This window comes from Mariniluteicoccus endophyticus, assembly GCF_054780035.1.
The window spans coordinates 56,266-72,027 of sequence record NZ_BAAGXC010000020.1 but is presented as its reverse complement, the minus strand read 5'-3'; the positions used below and the strand labels follow the sequence as shown (position 1 = coordinate 72,027).

General features: G+C 71.2%; 15 protein-coding genes and 1 pseudogene. 7 read left to right on the top strand and 9 right to left on the bottom strand.

Annotated features, from left to right (window positions below; translation table 11 throughout):
- Positions 1 to 79: 79 nt before the first annotated feature.
- The 6 genes and pseudogenes from ACYVGD_RS09655 to ACYVGD_RS09630 form a co-directional block, all read left to right on the top strand.
- A pseudogene (locus ACYVGD_RS09655) lies at positions 80 to 1,096 on the top strand (AAA family ATPase); the annotation flags it as partial.
- 10 nt (positions 1,097 to 1,106) lie between these two features.
- Positions 1,107 to 2,144 carry a DUF58 domain-containing protein gene (locus tag ACYVGD_RS09650; protein ID WP_460743212.1) on the top strand — a complete coding sequence of 346 codons (1,038 nt, stop codon included), beginning with the start codon at positions 1,107 to 1,109 and terminating at the stop codon, positions 2,142 to 2,144.
- Positions 2,141 to 3,115, top strand: coding sequence for a VWA domain-containing protein (locus ACYVGD_RS09645; RefSeq protein WP_460743210.1), 975 nt, complete (start codon positions 2,141 to 2,143; stop codon positions 3,113 to 3,115). The genes ACYVGD_RS09650 and ACYVGD_RS09645 overlap by 4 nt, the downstream gene beginning before the upstream one ends.
- The gene (locus ACYVGD_RS09640) at positions 3,112 to 4,092 is read left to right on the top strand and encodes a VWA domain-containing protein (RefSeq protein WP_460743208.1); all 981 of its coding nucleotides are present in this window, start codon (positions 3,112 to 3,114) and stop codon (positions 4,090 to 4,092) included. Before ACYVGD_RS09645 ends, ACYVGD_RS09640 begins: the two co-directional genes overlap by 4 nt.
- Before the next feature lie 9 nt (positions 4,093 to 4,101).
- Positions 4,102 to 4,863, top strand: coding sequence for a YggS family pyridoxal phosphate-dependent enzyme (locus tag ACYVGD_RS09635; protein WP_460743206.1), 762 nt, complete (start codon positions 4,102 to 4,104; stop codon positions 4,861 to 4,863).
- A gap of 121 nt (positions 4,864 to 4,984) precedes the next feature.
- Positions 4,985 to 5,482, top strand: a complete 498-nt coding sequence (locus tag ACYVGD_RS09630; RefSeq protein ID WP_460743204.1) for a DUF3145 domain-containing protein — start codon at positions 4,985 to 4,987, stop codon at positions 5,480 to 5,482.
- 20 nt (positions 5,483 to 5,502) lie between these two features.
- Here ACYVGD_RS09630 and ACYVGD_RS09625 read toward each other — a convergent pair whose 3' ends face one another.
- The 6 genes from ACYVGD_RS09625 to ACYVGD_RS09600 all read right to left on the bottom strand — a co-directional run bounded on the left by ACYVGD_RS09625 (position 5,503) and on the right by ACYVGD_RS09600 (position 12,191).
- A complete protein-coding gene (locus tag ACYVGD_RS09625; RefSeq protein ID WP_460743202.1) occupies positions 5,503 to 6,948 on the bottom strand; it encodes an acyl-CoA carboxylase subunit beta in 1,446 nt (481 codons plus the stop codon).
- Entirely contained in the window at positions 6,945 to 8,210 is a 1,266-nt protein-coding gene (locus ACYVGD_RS09620; RefSeq protein WP_460743200.1) for a beta-ketoacyl-[acyl-carrier-protein] synthase family protein, read from the bottom strand. Before ACYVGD_RS09620 ends, ACYVGD_RS09625 begins: the two co-directional genes overlap by 4 nt.
- Positions 8,211 to 8,302: 92 nt before the next feature.
- Positions 8,303 to 8,548: an acyl carrier protein gene (locus tag ACYVGD_RS09615; protein WP_460743198.1), complete on the bottom strand. Its 246-nt coding sequence runs from the start codon at positions 8,546 to 8,548 to the stop codon at positions 8,303 to 8,305.
- 65 nt (positions 8,549 to 8,613) lie between these two features.
- Positions 8,614 to 9,606 (bottom strand): beta-ketoacyl-ACP synthase III, encoded by a 993-nt coding sequence (locus ACYVGD_RS09610; RefSeq protein WP_460743196.1) that lies wholly within the window; start codon positions 9,604 to 9,606, stop codon positions 8,614 to 8,616.
- Positions 9,603 to 10,820, bottom strand: a complete 1,218-nt coding sequence (locus tag ACYVGD_RS09605) for an acyltransferase domain-containing protein (RefSeq protein ID WP_460743194.1) — start codon at positions 10,818 to 10,820, stop codon at positions 9,603 to 9,605. The genes ACYVGD_RS09610 and ACYVGD_RS09605 overlap by 4 nt, the downstream gene beginning before the upstream one ends.
- 264 nt (positions 10,821 to 11,084) lie before the next feature.
- On the bottom strand, positions 11,085 to 12,191 hold the full coding sequence (locus ACYVGD_RS09600) for a PucR family transcriptional regulator (protein WP_460743399.1): 1,107 nt from the start codon (positions 12,189 to 12,191) through the stop codon (positions 11,085 to 11,087).
- Between the two features lie 126 nt (positions 12,192 to 12,317).
- Here ACYVGD_RS09600 and ACYVGD_RS09595 point away from each other — a divergent pair, with 126 nt between their 5' ends.
- A complete protein-coding gene (locus ACYVGD_RS09595) occupies positions 12,318 to 13,331 on the top strand; it encodes a PHP domain-containing protein (RefSeq protein WP_460743192.1) in 1,014 nt (337 codons plus the stop codon).
- A gap of 1 nt (position 13,332) precedes the next feature.
- On the opposite strand, the gene ACYVGD_RS09590 is transcribed toward ACYVGD_RS09595, so the two are convergent.
- From ACYVGD_RS09590 to ACYVGD_RS09580, 3 genes are read right to left on the bottom strand one after another with little or no spacing between them, the layout of a single operon-like run.
- Positions 13,333 to 14,082, bottom strand: coding sequence for an ABC transporter permease (locus ACYVGD_RS09590; protein ID WP_460743190.1), 750 nt, complete (start codon positions 14,080 to 14,082; stop codon positions 13,333 to 13,335).
- A gap of 3 nt (positions 14,083 to 14,085) precedes the next feature.
- Positions 14,086 to 14,850 (bottom strand): ABC transporter permease, encoded by a 765-nt coding sequence (locus ACYVGD_RS09585; protein ID WP_460743188.1) that lies wholly within the window; start codon positions 14,848 to 14,850, stop codon positions 14,086 to 14,088.
- Positions 14,847 to 15,749, bottom strand: coding sequence for an ABC transporter ATP-binding protein (locus ACYVGD_RS09580; protein WP_460743186.1), 903 nt, complete (start codon positions 15,747 to 15,749; stop codon positions 14,847 to 14,849). Before ACYVGD_RS09580 ends, ACYVGD_RS09585 begins: the two co-directional genes overlap by 4 nt.
- Positions 15,750 to 15,762: the final 13 nt, after the last annotated feature.

The following is a 15,762-nucleotide window of genomic DNA, read 5'->3' as shown; positions in this document are numbered from 1 at the left end:
TAGGGTGGGCCCGCAACCACCGAGCCACAGGAGAATTTGCGTGAGCGAACCCGAATCGCGGCGGTCCCTCGACCCGCAGGAGGCCTCGCGTCTCCTCGGCGAGGCGATCGCGCAGGTCCAGCGGGTCATCGTGGGCCAGGAGCACATGGTCGAACAGCTCATGGTCGCCCTCCTCGCGAAGGGACACTGTCTGCTGGAGGGCGTGCCGGGCGTCGCGAAGACCCTCGCCGTCCGCTCGTTCGCGACGGTCGTCGGCGGTGACTTCGCCCGCGTCCAGTTCACCCCCGACCTCGTCCCTTCCGACATCGTCGGCACGCGCATCTACTCGGCGAGCCAGGAGAAGTTCGACATCGAGCTCGGCCCGGTCTTCGTGAACTTCGTCCTCGCCGACGAGATCAACCGCGCCCCGGCCAAGGTCCAGTCGGCGATGCTCGAGCTCATGGCCGAGAAGCAGGTCTCCATCGGTGGCCAGACCTACCCGGCGCCGAAGCCGTTCATCGTGATCGCGACCCAGAACCCGGTCGAGTCGGAGGGCGTCTACCCGCTGCCCGAGGCCCAGCGCGACCGCTTCTTGGTGAAGGTCGACGTGCCCTACCCGCGCGGCAACGAGGAGTTCGAGATCCTGCGCCGCATGTCAGTGACGCCGCCCGAGGCCCGCCCGGTTCTCAACCCCGACCTGGTGCTGCAGCTGCAGCAGATGGCCTCCGACGTGTTCGTCCACAACCTCGTCGCCGAATACATCGTGCGGCTGGTTCTCGCCACCCGCACGCCGGCCGAGTTCAACATGCCCGACCTCACGTCGGTCATCCAGATCGGCTGCTCGCCGCGTGCGACGCTGGGCCTGGTGGCTGCGTCCCGGGCCCTGGCGCTCATCCACGGTCGTGACTACGTGCTGCCGACCGACGTCCAGGCCGTCGCCAAGGACGTCATGGCTCACCGCCTGGTGTTGGGCTTCGACGCTGTGGCCGACAACATCAACCCGGTCCAGGTCGTCGAGCGCATCCTCGCGATGGTCCCGCCGCCCACGCCGGTGTGGAACAACAACGGACCCCAGCAGCCGGGGCCCGAGCAGCGCCAGCCCGAGTTCCGCGGCTGAGCGGGCGCGCATGACGCAGCAGCCCAGCTCGCACGTCCACGAGCCCGCGCAGTCGATCGTCGCCGCCCCCAGCGGGGCGACGCTGCCGCTGCACCAGCTCGCCCCCGAGGCGGCGCTGCGCCGTCTTGAGCTGACGATCGTGCGCCGTCTCGAGGGTTTCCTGCACGGCGACCATCAGGGCCTGTTGCCCGGCCCGGGCTCCGACACGAACGACGCCCGCATGTACCAGCCCGGGCAGGACGACGTGCGCAAGATGGACTGGGCGGTGACCGCGCGTACGACAATCCCGCATGTGCGCGACACCATGGCCGACCGCGAGCTCGAGGTCTGGGCGATGCTGGACGTGACCCCGTCGATGAACTGGGGCACCGACGGCGTCACCAAGCGCGACCTCGGCATCGCGGCCATCGCGACGATCGGCTTCCTGTCCCAGCGCATGGGCGACCGCTTCGGCGGCATGATCATGCGGCCCGACGGCATCCGCCGCCTGCCGGCCCGCTCGGGGCGTACGGCGTTGTACGGGCTCCTGCGCCAGATGCTCGAGGAGCCGATCGTCCCCGACCACGCGCCGGGCGAGATCGACCTGCCGGAGGGCATCGAGCAGCTGACGCGCACGCAGCGGCGCCGTGGCATGCGTGTCGTCGTGTCCGACTTCTTGACGCCGGGCGACCACGAGCTCGACCCCGAAGTCCCGCCGGCGTGGGAGCGCTCGCTGCGCCGCCTCTCCGTGCGCAACCAGGTGCTCGCCATCGAGGTCGTCGACCGTCACGAGCTCGAGTTCCCCGACGTCGGCGAGATGCTGATCCGCGATCCCGAGACCGATTTTGAACGCTACGTCAATACTGGAGACGCGGCGGCCCGTGCCCGCATGGACGCCGCCAGCGCCGCCCAGCGTGAACGCGTCCGCGTGGCCCTGCGCCGCGCCGGCGTGGGCCACATCCAGCTGCGTACCGACCGCGACTGGGTGGCCGACATCGCACGTTTCGTGCTGGCGTACAGGCGGGTCGCCAGCATGCTCCACGCACCGCCTCAGGGGGTGAGCCGATGACCGCGCTGGCGCTGCTGCCGACCTTCGACAAGCCCGTACGCCTGCTCATCCTGCTGGTCGTGCCGCTGCTGGTCGCCCTCTACGTGATCCTGCTGCGGCTACGCAACCGCCGCGGCATCCGGTTCACGAACACGTCGATGCTCGGCGTGGTCGTCAAGCCCCAGTCGCAGTGGCGCCGCCACCTGGCGGTCGCCCTGTCGCTGCTGTCGCTGGTGACGCTGACCGTCGCCTTCGCCAAGCCGAAGGGCACCGTCGACGTGCCGCGCGAGCGGGCGACGATCGTCGTCGTCCTCGACACGTCGCAGTCGATGCAGGCCAAGGACGTCAAGCCCGACCGCATCAGCGTGGCCAAGCAGGCGGCGAAGGACTTCGTGAACTCGCTGCCCGAGAAATACAACGTCGCCCTGGTGACCATGTCGGGGAGCGCGTCCATGGCCGTTGCCCCGACCGTCGACCGCGCACCGGTGAACAACGCCATCGACAATGCACCGCTGCGCGACTCGACGGCCATCGGCGAGGCGATCGTGGTGGCCCTCAACGCGCTCGACGCCGCCCCGCGCGACAAGGCGAAGCCCGACGAGCCCGCGCCCGGGGCGATCGTCCTGCTGTCCGACGGGACCAACACCATCGGGCGTCCCGCCGAGCAGGGGGCGGCCGAGGCCGCGAAGGTGAAGCGACCGATCTACACGATCGCGTACGGCACCGAGAACGGCTACGTCGACTTTGAGGGCAAGCGCGAGCTCGTGCCCGTCAACCACGACCTGATGAAACGCATCGCCCAGCAGACCGGTGGCGAATACTTCAAGGCGGCCACGCCCGACCAGCTCAAGAAGGTCTACTCCAACATCGGCTCGTCGGTGGGCTACGAGAAGGCCGAGCGCGAGACGACCCACGTGTACGCCGGCTACGGCTTCGGCTTCGCCGTGCTCGCCGCGCTGTGCGCGATCTCCCTGGCGGCGAGGTGGCCATGACCCTTCCTGTCCTGCTGGTCGGGCTGACGCCACTGGCGACCCAGCCGAGTTTCGGCGACCCGCAACGCCTGTGGTGGTTGCTGGTCGTCCCGCTGCTGGCCCTGGCCTACCTCGCACTCGGCTTCCGCCGCGCCCGGAAGCCGACGAGTCCGCTGATCCGCAGCGTCGACCGCCCGTGGGTGCGTCACGTCGCCGTGGCCCTGGCGCTCGCTTCGCTCGTGTCGCTCACGCTGGCTTGGGCGCGTCCTCGTGCCGAGACGCTGGTGCCCCGCGAACGGGCCACGATCGCGATCGTGCTCGACGTGTCGCTCTCGATGGAGGCCGACGACGTCCCGCCGAACCGCCTGGCGGCGGCGAAGGTCGGGGCAAAGGAGTTCGTCGACTCCCTGCCGAGCGGCTTCAACGTGGCGCTCGTCGAGTTCGCCGGGACGGCCAACCCCGTGGTGCCGCCCACGACCGACAAGGGTGCGGTGAAGGCGGCCATCGACCGGCTCCAGCTGCGACGTTCGACCGCCATAGGCGAGGGCATCTGGTCGGCCCTGGACACCCTGGCCCAGATGCCGCCCGACCCCAGGGACCCGAAGGGCAAGATCCCGGCCGTCATGGTGGTGCTGTCCGACGGCGAGTCCGTCGTCGGCCGCGACCCGATCGCCGCCGCCGAGGAGTCGAAGTCGCGCGGCGTTCCGGTGCACACCATCGCGTACGGCACCAACCACGGCTACATCCAGTCTGGCAACTCGCGTACTCGGGTCGCGGTCAACACGCGTCAACTGCGCGACATCGCCGACGCCGGAGGCGGCACGGCCTACGAGGCGCCCTCGGCCGAGGAACTGCGCAAGACCTACCAGGACATCAAGCGTTCGGCGGGCAACGAGAAGGGCTACCGGGACATCACCGGCACGTTCGTCGGGTTCGGTCTCGTGCTCGGCATCCTGGCCAGTCTGGGCATGATCTCGCTGGGCGCGCGCTGGCCCTAGGATCGGCCCATGACCGAGTCCGCGGACGCCCAGCCGACCCCGACGACCGACGTGGTCGCCAACCTGCGCGCAGTGCGTTCGCGCGTCGACGCCGCGTGCGTCGAGGCGGGTCGCGATTCCGGCGAGGTGCGCCTGCTACCGGTGTCGAAGACCCACGGCACCGACAAGATCCTCGCGCTGCACGCGGTGGGGGAGAAGGTCTTCGGCGAGAACAAGGTTCAGGAGGCTCAGGAGAAAGCCGAGGAGCTCGCCGACACCGACATCCGCTGGGCCGTGATCGGCCACCTCCAGACGAACAAGGCCCGGTTTCTGGCGCGGTTCGCCTCGGAGTTCCATGCCCTTGACTCGCTGAAGGTCGCCCGCGAGCTCGACAAGCGCCTCCAGGCCGAGGGCCGTTCGCTCGACGTGCTGGTGCAGGTGAACTCGTCGGCGGAGCCGCAGAAGTTCGGCCTGCCCGTCGAGGAGGTCGAGGGGTTCGCCGAACAGCTCGGTGACTTCGACTCGCTGAGCGTACGCGGGCTGATGACGTTGGCGGTGTTCTCGTCTGACCCCGAGGAGGTCGGGGCGTGCTTCGCCCGCATGGCCGACCTCCAGCACCGACTGCGGCACAACGACCGCGCGGCCGGTCGGTGGGACGAACTGTCGATGGGGATGTCGGGCGACTTCGAGCTCGCGATCGCGTACGGCGCGACGACCGTCCGCGTCGGTCAGGCGATCTTCGGGGCGCGGCTCGACCCCAATGCGTACTGGCCGGGCGCCGCGGCGCACTAGCCCGCACGTGGGAAGGACCGGCTGGTGCTGGTGTGATTCGTGAGGCACAATGGGCGCACGAGGTTCAGTCCCACTGTTGAGGATGCTGGGGAAGGCAAAACTCAACGCCGGGGAGGAACCGATGAGCACGACACGTGGAGTCCTGTACGTCCACTCTGCGCCGTCAGCGCTGTGCCCTCACATCGAGTGGGCAGTCGGCGGCGTCCTTGGCATGCGCCCGAACTTCGACTGGCTCCCGCAGCCGGCCGAGCGCAGCGCCTACCGTCTCGAGCTCTCGTGGAACGGCGCGGCCGGCACGGGGGCGTCTCTGGCGTCCGCACTGAAGGACTGGCAGCGCATCCGCTTTGAGGTCACCGAGGACGCCCACGCCGGATCGCTCGGCTCGCGCTGGTCCTACACCCCGAGCCTGGGCGTCTTCCACGCCGACACCGGCCCCCACGGCGACATCGTCGTCCATGAGGACCGGCTGAAGGCGGCGGTCGTCGGCGCTGCGATGGGTGGCAGGTCCGTCGAAGACTCCATCGACGAGCTCCTGGGCCGCCCATGGGACAGCGAGCTCGAGGTGTTCCGCCACGCCGGGGACGGCGTACCCGTCCGCTGGCTGCACGAGGTCGTCTGACCTCCCTCCGCGGCCGTGGGTCACAGCGGGATGTTCGTGTGCCGCCCGCGCTCGCCGCGGTCGGCCGCCGCGACTGCCCGCGCGATCGCGGACCGCGTACGGTTGGGGGCGACGATCTCGTCGACCACACCGATTTCCACGGCTTTCTCGACACCGCCGGCGATGCGCTCGTGCTCCGCGGCGAGGTCGGCCTCCACCTGCGGACGGATGTCCTCCGGCGTCTCCGCCAGCTTGCGGCGGTGGAGGATGCGTACCGCTGCGACGGGCCCCATGACGGCGACCTCGGCGCCCGGCCAGGCCAGCACCCGCGTCGCGCCCAGCGACTTCGAGTTCATCGCGATGTACGCGCCGCCGTACGCCTTGCGGGTCACCAGCGTCACGCGCGGCACGACGGCCTCGGCGAACGCGTGCAGCAGCTTAGCTCCGCGGCGTACGACCCCGTCCCACTCCTGGCCCACGCCCGGGAGGTAGCCCGGCACGTCCACCAGCACGACCAGCGGCACGCCGAACGTGTCGCACATGCGCACGAAGCGTGCGGCCTTCTCCGCCGACAGCGAGTCGAGGCACCCACCCAGGCGCAGCGGATTGTTGGCGATGACGCCGACCGTGCGACCGTCGAGGCGGCCCAGCGCGACGGTCACGTTCGGTGCCCACCGCTGGTGGAGCTCGAGCACCGAGCCGTCGTCGAGGAGGCCCTCGATCAGCGGGTGGACGTCGTACGCCCGCTTGGGTGAGGTGGGCAGGTAGGCCGCGAGGTCCTCGTCGGGGACGTCGTCGCCGATGGTCCCCTGGTCGGACAGCAGCGACACCAGCGTGCGGCCCTGGGTGAGGGCCTGGGCCTCGTCGTCGGCGACGAGGTGGACCACGCCGGAACGGCGACCATGGGTGTCGGGGCCGCCGAGACGCAGCATGTCGACGTCCTCGCCGGTCACCGAGCGCACCACGTCGGGGCCGGTGACGAAGATGCGGCCCTCGGGGGCGAGGATCACCACGTCGGTCAGTGCGGGACCGTACGCGGCGCCACCCGCGGCGAAGCCGAGCACGATGGAGATCTGCGGGATCTTCCCCGACGTATCGGTCATGACCTTGAAGATCTTGCCGACGCCGTCGAGCGACAGGACGCCCTCGGCGAGGCGCGCGCCGCCGGAGTGCCAGATGCCCAGCACGGGTACGCCATCGGCCAGGGCCCTCTCGTATGCCCGCACGACGACCTCGCAGCCGTCGACGCCCATGGCGCCGCCCATGACGGTCGCGTCGGAGCAGAACGCGACGACCGGGTTGCCGCCGATCGTGCCCGTGGCGGCGAGCATGCCCGAGCCGTCGTCGGCGGTGATGAGCTCGACCGACCCCTCGTCCAGGAGGGCGGCGAGCCGGGTGTTGGGGTTGCGCGGGTCGAGCTCGCGGGGGAGCTTCGCCTTCTTGGCCGTGTCGGTGGCCTGGTCGGGGCGGGAGGCGGTGGCCGTCACTTGGTCCCCTCGGTGGCGTTGGCGTTGGTGAAGGCGAGGCAGACGTTGGGGCCGCCGAAGCCGAAGGAGTTGTTCAGCGCGGCGAGGTCACCCTCACCGAGCGGGCGGGCCGTGTTGGCGGCGATGTCGATGCCGAGGTCGGGCTCGGGGTCGTCGAGGTTGATCGTCGGCGGCGCCGAGCGGTGGTGGAGCGCGAGGACCGTGGCGAGCGATTCCATGGCGCCCGCCGCGCCGAGGAGGTGGCCGGTCATCGACTTGGTGCCGGTGACGACGGCGCGAGGCGCGTCGCCGAGGGCCTGGCGGATGGAGCCGGCCTCGGTGATGTCGCCCTGCGGGGTCGACGTGGCGTGCGCGTTCACGTGGTCGATCTGGTCGGGCGACAGGCCCGCGTCCTCGAGGCAGCGGCGCATCGCCGACGCCTGGCCACGGCCCGAGGGGTCGGGCTGGACCATGTCGTGGCTGTCGGCCGACAGCCCGGCCCCGGCGAACGTTCCGTAGATGCGGGTGCCCCGGGCACGGGCGTGCTCGAGGCTCTCCAGCACGAAGCAGGCCGCGCCCTCACCGAGGACGAACCCGTCACGGCCGGTGTCCCACGGTCGGGAGGCGCGCTCGGGCTCGTCGTTGCGGCGCGACAGCGCCTGCATCTGGCCGAAGGCGGCGATGGGCAGCGGGTGGACGACACCCTCGGTTCCGCCGGCCACGACGACGTCGGCGCGTCCGCCGCGGATGATCTCGAGCGCCTGGGCCAGTGCCTCGTTCGAGGACGCGCAGGCCGAGACAGGGGTGTGCACGCCGGCGCGGGCGCCGATGCGCAGGCCCACGTTGGACGCGGGGGCGTTCGCCATCAGCATCGGGATGGTGAACGGGGAGACCCGGCGTACGCCGCGCTCCTTGAGCGTGTCCCAGTTGTCGATGATGGTGCTGAGACCGCCGATGCCGGTGCCGATCGAGACGGCGGTGCGGTCGGGGTCGAGGTCGTTGTCGTCACCGAGCTGGAGGCCGGCGTCGGACCAGGCCTCGAGGGCGGCGACGACGGCGAGCTGCGACGAACGGTCCATGCGGCGGGCCTCGACGCGCGGGATGACGTCCTGCGGGTCGGCGGGGCAGCGCGCGGCGAATCGGGTGGGCAGGTCGGCCGCCCAGTCCTCGGTGATGGTGACGACGCCGGACCGGCCAACGGCCAGGCCCTCCCAGGTGGTGGCGGCGTCGCCGCCGAGGGGCGTCGTGGCGCCGATACCGGTGATGACAACGGTGCGGGTCATGTCCTGCTCCAGGTTCGTGGGTGTGGGTCGGCACCCGCCCGCCGGTGTCGCCGGCGGGCGGGGCCGTGGTGCTGGTGGGGTGTGGGGGTGGCTCAGCCCTGGGCGTTCTCGATGAAGGCCACGGCGTCGCCGACGGTCTTGAGGTTCTTGGCCTCCTCGTCGGGGATGGAGACGCCGAACTTGTCCTCGGCGGCGTAGATGATCTCGCTCATGGCCAGCGAGTCGGCGTCGAGGTCGTCGATGAAGGACTTGTCCATCTGGACGTCCTCGACCGGGACGTTGCAGACCTCGTGGACGATCTCGGCGAGCTGGGTGCGGATCTCTTCGGTGGCGGCCATGGGATTCTCCTTGTGTTGTTTTCTCTTTGGTAGGGATTCAGGGGTGTTCGGGGGATCTAGGGTGCTCAGGGCAGGACGAGCACCTGGCCAGCGAAGACCAGGCCCGCGCCGAAGCCGACGACCAGGCCGATCTTCCCGGAGGTCTCGTAGCCGTCGGCGTGGAGGCGTTCGACGGCCAGCGGGATCGAGGCCGCCGAGGTGTTGCCCTGGTGACGGATGTCGCGAGCGACCAGCACGGTCTCGGGCAGGCGGAGCGTACGCATCATCGCGTCGATGATGCGGTTGTTCGCCTGGTGGGGGATGAACACGTCGAGGTCGTCGGGGGTCAGTCCTGCGCGCTCGAGCATGGTCATCGTCTGGCGGGCCACGTAGGTGGACGCCCACTTGAACACCGGCTGGCCGGCCATGACCAGCTTCGGAAGGCCCTCGCCGTCGTACTCGTCGTAGCGCGGCGTGTGGATCACGTCGGCGGCCTCGCCGTCGGAGCCCCACACGACCGGGCCGATGCCCGGGGTGTCGGACGGGCCGACGACGGCCGCCCCGGCGCCGTCGCCGAACAGGAAGGCGGTGCCGCGGTCGGTGAAGTCGGTGATGCGGGTGAGGTGCTCGACGCCGATGACCAGCACATGGGTGGAGGCGCCGGTACGTACGAGAGAGTCGGCCTGGGCCAGCCCGTAGGAGAACCCGGCGCAGGCCGCCGACACGTCGTACGCCGCCGCACCCGTCGCGCCCAGCTCGCTCGCGAGCACGGGGGCCATGCCCGGGGTGACGCGGGGATGGGTGACGGTCGCGCAGATGACGGTGTCGATCTGGGAGGCTTCGAGGCCGGCGCGCCCGAGTGCCTGGCGGGCGGCCGACAGTGCCATCGTCGTGCCCGTCTCGCCTTCGGTCGCCCAGCGGCGCTCGACGATGCCGGTGCGCTGCTCGATCCACTCCGGGGTGGAGTCGATCATCGTGCACATCTCCTCGTTGGTCACCACCCGTGCGGGACGGTGGGAGCCGAACGCGAGGACGCGGCTGAACGGGGCGCCGGTCGACGCCTGGATGGACTTCGTCACTGGGACACCTCCGTGGCGTGGGCGTTCTCGGACTCGGGATAGAGGCGCACGAGCGGCTGGCCGGGGGAGACAGGGTCGTCGGCGGAGACGAGGACCTCGATCACGGTGCCGCCGTGCGGGGTGGCGACGGGCTGGCTGTCGCGCAGCGTCGCGACGTGGCCGACGACCGCACCCGGGGCCAGGACCGAGCCCGTCTCGATGCCGTCGGCGGGGGTGAACTGGCCCTTGCCCGGGGCGACGACCATGCGCCACGTGGGGGTGGCGTACATCGCCGAGGGCGTCGACGGCTCCCCGTGGGTGCGGACGAACTCGCGGGCCTCGTCGAGCTGGTCGGGGGTCTTGAGGGCGAACGTCTCGACGCCCTTGAGGTTCCGCTTCGCGATGCCGGTGAGCGTGCCCGCCGGCGGGAGCTCGAGCAGGCCCGTCACACCGAGGTCGAGCATCGTCTCCATGCACAGGTCCCAGCGGACCGGATTCGCGACCTGGGTGACGATCCGGTCGAGGACGTCGCGGCCGGTCTGGACGACGACGCCGTCACGGTTCGACAGGAGGTTTACGCGGGGGTCGTGCGTGCTGATCGCACGGGACAGGTGCTCCAGGTGGGAGACCGCCGGGGCCATGTGGTGGGTGTGGAACGCGCCGGCGACCGACAGCGGGAAGAGGCGGGCGCGACGCGGTGCGTCGTCGGCCAGCGCCTCGAGCTGTTCGACCGTGCCAGCGGCGACGATCTGGCCGGAGCCGTTGTTGTTGGCGGGGGTGAGGCCGTGCTTGTCGAGTGCGGCCAGCACCTCGTCGCGGTCGCCGCCGACGACCGCCGTCATCGACGTCGGCGTCGCGGCCGAGGCCACGGCCATCTGGTTGCCGCGCTCGCGGACCAGCACCATCGCCTGCTCGGCGCTCAGCACGCCCGCAGCCGCCGCCGCGGTGATCTCGCCGACCGAGTGACCCGCGCCCACGCCGACGATGCGGAACGCCTCGGCCGGGTGGGGGAACAGCGCCAGCGCCGACACCAGACCCGCAGCGACCAGCAGCGGCTGGGCGACGGCGGTGTCGCGGATGGTGTCCTCGTCCGACTCCGTGCCGTGCCTGACGAGGTCCATCCCGGCGACAGCCGACAGCCATTCGAGCCGGGCACGCAGGACGGGATCCTCCAACCAGCGCGAGAGGAAACCGGGGGTCTGGGCGCCCTGACCTGGGCAGACGATTGCGAGCACGTCTCCACCTTGCCGCGCTCCGGACGCCGTTTCGCTTCGGGACATCACGAAAAGAAAACAGCGGATTTGTGGGGTTCCCACAATCGTGTGACGTGGTCGTACGACCCGGATCTGCGCCGTGGGGGCCTCTGCGTGGCTGAGACGGGGGCCATGCCGTCTCGAGCACCGGACGCAGCGTGAGACGGCGGCCGCCCTCCGTCGTCCCGTCCACGCACTGTCGGTCCTTCAGCGGCCTCGCTGGGAGACCGGCGGCGGGGGCGGGGATCAGCGGGAGCCGAGGAGGCGCCCGAGAGTGAGGGCGATGCGCAGGACGTAGGCGTCGCGCGCGTCGAACGGGTTGAAGCCCGTGACGTCGTGGATGCGGCGCAGGCGATAGCGCACGGTGTTCGCGTGCACGAACAGCGAGCGTGCCGAGCCCTCGACCGAAGACCCGTGGTCGAGGAACGACACCAGCGTCTCGAGCAGGCCGCCACCGGCGTCGACGAGCGGGCCGTACACGTCGTGGGCGAGCTCGCGGCGGGCGTGTCCGTCACCGGACAGTGCACGTTCGGGCAGGAGGTCGGACGCGGACACGGGCCGCGGGGCCTCGGGCCAGGCGACGGCGGCGCGCACACCGGACAGGGCTGCGCGCGCGCTTCCGGCGGCGTCGACGAGGTGGTCGACGACGGGCCCGACGACGACGGCGCCGGGACCGAAGTGCTCGGCCAGAGCGACGAGTGCAGGGGGATCGACCTCGGTCAGCGCCTCACCACCGAGGATGGCGACGAGCCGGTCGCCCTGGACGGCGGACAGGAGGTCGACGCCGACCTTGTGGGCCCGTCGGCGCAGGGTCTCGCCGAGTCGGGGGTCGTCTTGCGGGGGAGCGGTGCCGACCATCACGGCGACGGCGCTCGCGGTGGTCCAGCCGAGCGTCGACGCGCGCGAGAGCACGGTTTCGTCGGTCTCGCCGCGCACGATGGCGTCGACGACGAGCGCCTCGAGGCGGGCGTCCCAGGCGCCGCGGGTCTCGGCGGCCCGGGCGTACACCTCGGCCGCAGCGAACGCGACCTCGCGGGAATAGGTGAGGATCGCCTCCTGCAGGATGGGCCGGTCGCCACGCGGCATGAGCTCCTGCAGCTTCGACTCGACCACGTCGATGGTCGTACGCACCAGCTCGACGGTCTGGTGGAGGGTGATGTGGCGGGCGAGGGCGCGGGGTGCGGTGCCGAAGATGTCGATGCCGTCGGCGGCGGCCTCCGGGTCGGCGAACCAGCCGACGAACCCGTCGATGCCGGCGCGGGCGACGACGCCGATCCAGGAGCGGTTGTCGGGGTCCATCGTGGTGAACCAGTCGTGGCGGCGCTCCATCTCGGCCAGGGTCGCCGTGGCCATCGGGGACGCGACACCGCGCAGCCGCTTCGTGATCGCGGCGCGCTGGCGTGACGACAGGTGCGGCGAGCGTGGGCCGGGGACCTCCGGTGACATGGGCTCAGCGTACTTCGCCGCTAGGATCCGGCTGTGGATCCCGTCAACGCCCTCCGTGAGATCGCCTTCCTGCTCGAGCGCACCCGTGCCGACACCCACCGGATCAAGGCCTACCGCAGGGCGGCCGACCAGCTGTCGAGCATGACGTGCGGCATCCGCGACGACCACCAGCGCGCCGGGGACTGGAGCTCCTTGCCGGGGCTCGGCCCTAAGACGATCGCGGTGGTGACGCAGGCGCTGGAGGGTCGCGTACCCGACTACCTGGCCGAGCTGCGGGCCGCGAAGCAGCCGCTGGCGACCGGCGGCGAGGCGATGCGCGAGAAGCTCCGCGGTGACCTGCACTGCCACTCGACGTGGTCCGACGGCGGCTCGCCGCTGGAGGAGATGATGCTGACCGCCCAGCAGCTCGGCCACGAGTACTGCGCGATCACCGACCACTCGCCGCGCCTGAAGGTCGCGCGCGGCCTGAGTGCCGAGCGGCTCATGGAGCAGATGCAGTACGTGGGCGACCTGAACGCGGTCATGCCGGGGTTCCGCGTGCTCAAGGGCATCGAGGTCGACATCCTCGACACGGGTGCGCTCGACCAGGACGCCGACCTGCTCGCCTCGCTCGACGTCGTCGTGGCCTCCGTCCACTCCAAGCTGCGCATGGACTCCGAGTCGATGACCCATCGCATGGTCACCGCCATCGCCAACCCCGCGGTGAACGTGCTCGGCCACTGCACCGGGCGCCTCGTGGAGGGCGAGCGGGGTACGCGCCCGCAGTCGGTGTTCGACGCCGAGGTGGTGTTCGCCGCCTGCGCGCAGTTCCAGGTGGCGGTCGAGATCAACTCGCGCCCCGAGCGCTGCGACCCGCCCGACGAGCTCATCGAGCTGGCGATCGAGTCGGGCTGCCACTTCTCGATCGACACCGACGCGCACGCACCCGGACAGCTGGACTTCCAGCAGTACGGGTGCGAACGCGCCGTACGCCTCGGCGTGCCGGCCGAGCGGGTGATCAACACCTGGCCTGTCGACCGGCTCCTGGAGTGGTGCCGGACGGCCTGACTCAGGCCCGGACGTCGCGCTTCTCCAGGTACGCCACCGCCACCGCGCCCGCGGCCACGGCGAGCACGGCCGCGGGCACGACCAGCTCGGCCACCCCGGACCAGCTGAGCGCGGGCGAGCCCTCCAGGGCGCTGCCGCCGATGCTGGCCGCCCGCTGCAGCGCGCCGTAGGGCTGCAGGCGCCACAGGGTCACCTGCCCGGCGAGCATCAGCCCGACCGAGCCCACGCAGCCCAGCAGGGCCAGCGCGACGGGGGCCGCGTGCGAGCGGATGACCATCGACAGCAGGCAGTGCAGCGCCACGACCCCCACCGCGGCCAGCGCGGTCACGGCGGCGCCGCCGGTGACCTCCGCCGGGGGCACGGCGGGCAGCCCCACGACGAGCACGCCAGAGGCCCAGGTGGCCGCCAGCAGCACGGCCTGCATGGCCGCCACCAGCAGCCACACCGACACCACCTTCGCGCCGAACATCTGCCACGAGGCCACCGGCCCGGCCGCGAGCCGGTGCCAGTTGCCGCGGTGCTCCATGCGCCACGCGCTCGAGGACAGCACGGCGATGCCCGCGGCCAGGAAGATCAACCCGTAGAACAGGGTGATCTGCCCCCACAGCGACTCCCACCCGCGCGACAGCTGGCCGAGGTTCAGGACGGTGTTCGTCGTGCCCGTGACGACGGTGAGCAGGGGGATCACCACCACGACGACCCACGACGAGGCGCGGCGCAGCTTGAGGATCTCGGCTCGGATGACGTTCATGGGTCAGACCTCCGTGTGGTCGAGGTGGCGGAGCCCGGCGTACACGAGGACGCCGGCGACGAGCAGGAAGGCCAGCGTCGTGGCCCAGGGGATCGGCAGCGCCGCGTACCCGTAGCTGTTGTCGGCGCCGGCGGTCATCGTGAAGGGGAGCGCGGCGGCGTACTGGCCCCACGGGGTGAGCCGCGCGACCAACGGGGGCATCAGCATGGCGAAGACCCCGATGAATCCGCCCAGCACGCCCACGCCGAGCACGACCAGCTGGCTGTCGACGCGCGCCGCCAGCCACAGGTGGCCCGCGACGAGCAGCACGGTGATCGCGACGGATGCCGCGGCGAACCAGGCCCAGGGCCCGGCCGGCAGCGGGGTCGTCGCCCCCGCGGCGCGGGACCCGGCGTACAGCACCAGCAGCTCGGCCAGGCTCACCGCGACCAGCAGGGGGATAAGGACGGCGAGCTTCACCCCGCAGAGCCCTCCCGTACGCAGCCCCGAGAGCGCGGAGCGCGACCAGCCGTTGCCCTGGTGCTCGACATCGACCACGCGGGAGGCCACCACGGCCGCGAAGACCGGGGCGAGCATGCTCTTGATCATCGCGTAGCCGAGGAGGATGCCGGCCCAGTGGAAGCGCTGCGGGTCGTTGATGTGGGCCCGGTATTCCTTGTCGAACAGCTGGATCGAGCTGAACAGCACCGTGGCCAGCGAGACGACGCCCGCGATGAGCCAGACCCGCAGGCGGCGCAGCTTGAGCATCTCCACGCGCAGGGCTGTCACAGCGCACCCCCGCGACCGGTGAGCTCGAGGAACACGTCCTCGAGGCTCTGCTGCTGGCGGCGTACGCCGTGGATTGGCACGTCGTGGCGGACCAGGTGGGCCACCACGTCGGCGGTCGCGTCGCCGTCGAGACCGGCCAGCTGCAGGGTGGTGCCCCGCCGCTCGGCGGGCATGGTGCCGAGCAGGCCCAGGGCGCGCTCGGCCTGCGGGGAGTCGATGAGCAGGGCGGGGGTGGCCCGGGCGAACAGCTCGTCGCGGGTGCCCTGGAACACCAGACGCCCGCGATCGATGACCCCCATGACCTGGGCCATCTTCTCGATCTCGGCGAGCTGGTGGGACGAGACCATGACGGTCACGCCGGCTCCGGCCAGCCCGACGATCAGCTCGCGGATCTCGTCGATGCCTGCCGGGTCGAGGCCGTTGGTGGGCTCGTCGAGGATCAGCAGACGGGGTCTGGCGGCCAGCGCCAGCGCGATGCCCAGGCGCTGCTTCATGCCGAGCGAGTAGTTCTTCACGAGCTTGTCGGCGTGCTGCTCGAGCCGCACCGTACGCAGGGCGGCGGCGACGTCGTCGTCGGACAGGCCCTGCTGCAGCTGCGCGATGCGCAGGTTCTCGGTGCCGGTCAGGTGGCCGTACACCGAGGGCGCCTCGATCAGCGAACCGATGTGCGTGAGCAGGCGCCGACGGGTCGCCCGCGTCATGGGCTCGCCGAGCACATGCGCCTCGCCCGCGGTGGGCTGCACGAGCGACAGCAGCATCTTCATGGTGGTCGACTTGCCGGAACCGTTGGGGCCGAGGAACCCGTAGACGCAGCCCTCGGGCACGCGCAGGTCGAGCGCGTCGACCACGCGCGTGCTCCCGTACGCCTTGGTCAGGCCGGAGGTCGTGATGATGTCCATGCCCCGAGCCTCT